The 3,192-nt window shown below is 68.9% G+C and carries 2 protein-coding genes and 2 pseudogenes; 1 reads left to right on the forward strand and 3 read right to left on the reverse strand.

The features are described 5' to 3' along the window. The 3 genes and pseudogenes from JWP83_RS13510 to JWP83_RS13520 all read right to left on the reverse strand — a co-directional run. A pseudogene (locus tag JWP83_RS13510) lies at nucleotides 1–139 on the reverse strand (hypothetical protein); the annotation flags it as partial. A 204-nt stretch (nucleotides 140–343) separates the two neighbouring features. Further along, on the reverse strand, nucleotides 344–688 hold the full coding sequence (locus tag JWP83_RS13515) for a DUF732 domain-containing protein (protein WP_297730619.1): 345 nt from the start codon (nucleotides 686–688) through the stop codon (nucleotides 344–346). A gap of 123 nt (nucleotides 689–811) precedes the next feature. After that, nucleotides 812–2,644 (reverse strand): DUF4407 domain-containing protein, encoded by a 1,833-nt coding sequence (locus tag JWP83_RS13520; RefSeq protein WP_297730621.1) that lies wholly within the window; start codon nucleotides 2,642–2,644, stop codon nucleotides 812–814. Between the two features lie 235 nt (nucleotides 2,645–2,879). On the opposite strand from JWP83_RS13520, the pseudogene JWP83_RS13525 reads away from it, so the two are divergent. Next, a pseudogene (locus JWP83_RS13525) lies at nucleotides 2,880–3,192 on the forward strand (hypothetical protein); the annotation flags it as partial.

Raw genomic sequence — 3,192 nt, forward strand, 5'->3', positions numbered from 1 at the left:
AGTAGAAGTCAAGGAACAGCAACAAAGCGAAAGGACGCGAAGGTGTTTCGCACTGGCGCCACCCCAGCCCCAAGGCGTGCACATTTCCGGATAGGACGTCGGCCTGCGCCGCGGCCGAAAGGAATAGGCTGATCTTCATGCGTCGGCCGGGGCCGCGATCGCTTTTCCGGTTGTCACAGCGTGATCCTGCCCTGCCACCGCCGCCGCCTCGAGATCCACGAGATCCTTCCCCCGCTGTCGTCGGGAGGATCATACCTTCGCGCGGATCAGGCACCGGGGCCCAGGACCCGCATTGCCCCCGGTGGGGGCCCGGCCGAACGTGGGTTAGTGCGGCAAGGCGTCGCTATGCCCCGCTGGGCTTCGGCGCTTCGCCTTCCTCGGTTTGGGTCAGCTTTTCGGGGCAGTACGCGGAGGCCGCGATTGCCGCGAACTTGGCGGCCCCGGGGCCCTGGAACCCCGGATTGCGGTCCTGCAGGTTCTTGACGATTTCTTCGCCCGTCATTCCGCCGTCGGCCAGGCTGCACACCTGCTTGCCGGCCGTGACCGCGCGGTCGGCGTTCAGGTAAGTCAGCCCGGCTTTCGCAAGCGCGCTGAGGAAGACTTGATCCTTGGCGTCAGCGTCGGCATAGGCCGGGGCGGCGGTACCGATCACCACGGCGGCACTTGCCAGCAGCAGCACGAGTCTCATAGTTCCGTGATTGTCGCAAAGTGAGGCTGAGCGCGCATCCGCTGCGGCCAACAGGGCTTTAACGGTAGCTGGCCTCACAATGAAATCTGCGTGATCCGATGACCCAGTGCGCCAATGCCGCAATCACTTTCCGGGTGGTAGCTGCCGGGGGCCTTCGGGCGCACGCAGTTCGCGCGGTCCGTCCCGCTGCGTCAACTCGGCCTTGCGGTCACGCCCCGCCGACCCCAGCGTCCGGTTCCCGACGTCATTCGCGGCAATCCCGTGCACCGACGAGTCTCCCTCGTGGCTCCCGACCCGGTGGCGTGTTCCGTGGCCGCGGTCTCCCCGCGAAGACGCGATCGGGGCGGCAGCGGACGGGACCTCGTCGGTCGCGGACTGCTGCGGTGCTTGCCCGCTGGCATCGGTGCTTTCCGAATCGAGCGTCACCTTGCGGGTGCGCTTGAGTGCGAACGTGATCTCCTCGACCTCTTCGAACACCTGGCGCGCGGTGCGCAGCGGCTGAGTCGTGTTGTCGATCACCCGGGCGACGAACGGCGGAACCAGCGGACGAATCCAGCGGGCCGCGGCTTTGGTGGCCTCGGGAAGCGACGGGATCAACGGCGTCGCTCGCTCATCATGCGGCTCGACCTCGCGGCCCGGCTCGACCGGTGCGGGCAGGTTCGCGGGGTTCTCCGGGGCCGTCTCGACCCCGGCCTCCTGGGCACCGGCAGGCAACGGGGCGATCGCCCGGCTGGCCGCCTCCGCTTCCGCGGCGATGGGCAGGTATATGTCGTCCTCCACGGGCTCGAACGTACGCCGCGACGACGCGCGCACCGGCGTATCGAGGGCGTCCATCACCCGCCGGCGCTGCTGTTCGCGGTCGATTTCGGTCTGCGCCTCGATGGCCAGCCTGGCCTGGGTGAGTTGATGCTCGGCCCACATGATCTCGGCCTCGCGGCGGACGTGCGCCCGCTTGATCGCGATGGCGGTTTCGGCCTCGAGTTCGGCGCGCTCACGGTCCGCGCGCGCCGTCGCGTGGCGATCGTGCGTCGTCTCGCCACGCCACAGCCGCAGGATCAGCGGCAGCAGGCACAGCAGCGCGAAGAACGCGATCGCCGCCAGCCGCAGCGCCAATGCCCCGGGGTCGGCGAGGGTGAGATCGTTCATGGCGACCCAGCGTGCGCCGAGCCCCCGCCCGGCCTCCGCGACCACGTCCTGACGCGCCTGGGCGAGGGCTTGCTCCTCGCGGGAGATCCGGGCGTCCAATCCGGCTGCCTGGCGGTCACGAGCCGCCAACGCGTTATCCAGTTCGTGCTGCGCGTCGGCGAGAAGCTCGTTTGCCGTTCGTGTTTCGGCTCCGGCCCCGGGAACGCCGGTGATCCGGGTCTGCGGGCAGGGCGGCGTGGGGTTGTACTCGCAGCGTGCCACGACCAGTGCCTGGTCCTGGCGCTCGCGAGCCTGCGCGACGGCGTGGTCGAGCCCGCTTCGCGCGTCCTTGGTTTGTTGCAGCGACGCCGACGCCTGCGCGACGGCTGGCGCCGAGTCGGCGTTGCGCAGGGCCCGTTCGTCGAGGCGGTGGTCGATCGAGCTGGCAAAGATGACGAGCGAGGCGAGCTCGCCGACGACGACGCCGACGGCGATCGCGACGGCCGCGCGTCCGGCGATGGCGGGCCAGCTCCGTGCCGGCCCGCCGGCGGTGCCGCGCGTCACCGCGCCCACCAGCAGGCCGAAGACGAGCGTGAGCGACACGACGGCGAGCGTTGGCCAGCGCGTGGACGCGCTCACCGCCAGGCCCGCGACCAGCCAGGCCAGAGCGGCCCCGAGCAACACGATCGCGCCCGCTAGGGCTTCGTCGGCATGGGTCTCCCGCTCGTGGCGCTCGCCGAGCTCGCGCCAGTGCCCGCCGCCGAGCCAAGTGAGCGGTCCCTCGATCCGGGACGTGAACGAGCGCGGCTCAGTAGTTTTTTGGGCGCACATCAGCTCCAGACACCTCCAAGTCAGTCAAGCCTCCCAGGCCGGCGGCCGAGACACCGAATCCAAGCGCCACGCGTGTGGTGTTGTTCACAGCGCCACGTGGTGGGTGCGGGGTCACATCCTCGTGATTCCCATCGGGGCCGCCCAGCCTGATCCGGGGCCGCCGCTGAGGCGAAATTGCTGCGACGCGAGCAGATCAGCGACCGTTCCGGCAGGGGACATGAGACGGTATAAGCCTATGCCAAGTCACGATTATGTCACCTACGAGGAGTTCGGCCGCAGGTTCTTCGAGGTCGCCGTCACCCCCGAGCGTGTCGGCGCCGCGTTCGCCGATATTGCGGGCAACGAGTTTGCCATGGAGCCGATCGCTCAGGGGCCCGGCGGGATTGCCAAGGTCAGCGCCAACGTCAAGATCCACGATCCGAAGGTGACCCGGCGCCTGGGTGACGACATCACGTTCGTCATCCACATCCCTTTGTCGATCGATCTGTTGCTCGACCTCAGGCTCGACAAGCAGCGGTTTGTGGTCTCCGGAGACATCGCGTTGCGCG

The sequence above is a fragment of the Mycobacterium sp. genome (assembly GCF_025965855.1).
In the GTDB taxonomy this organism is placed as follows: Bacteria; Actinomycetota; Actinomycetes; order Mycobacteriales; family Mycobacteriaceae; genus Mycobacterium.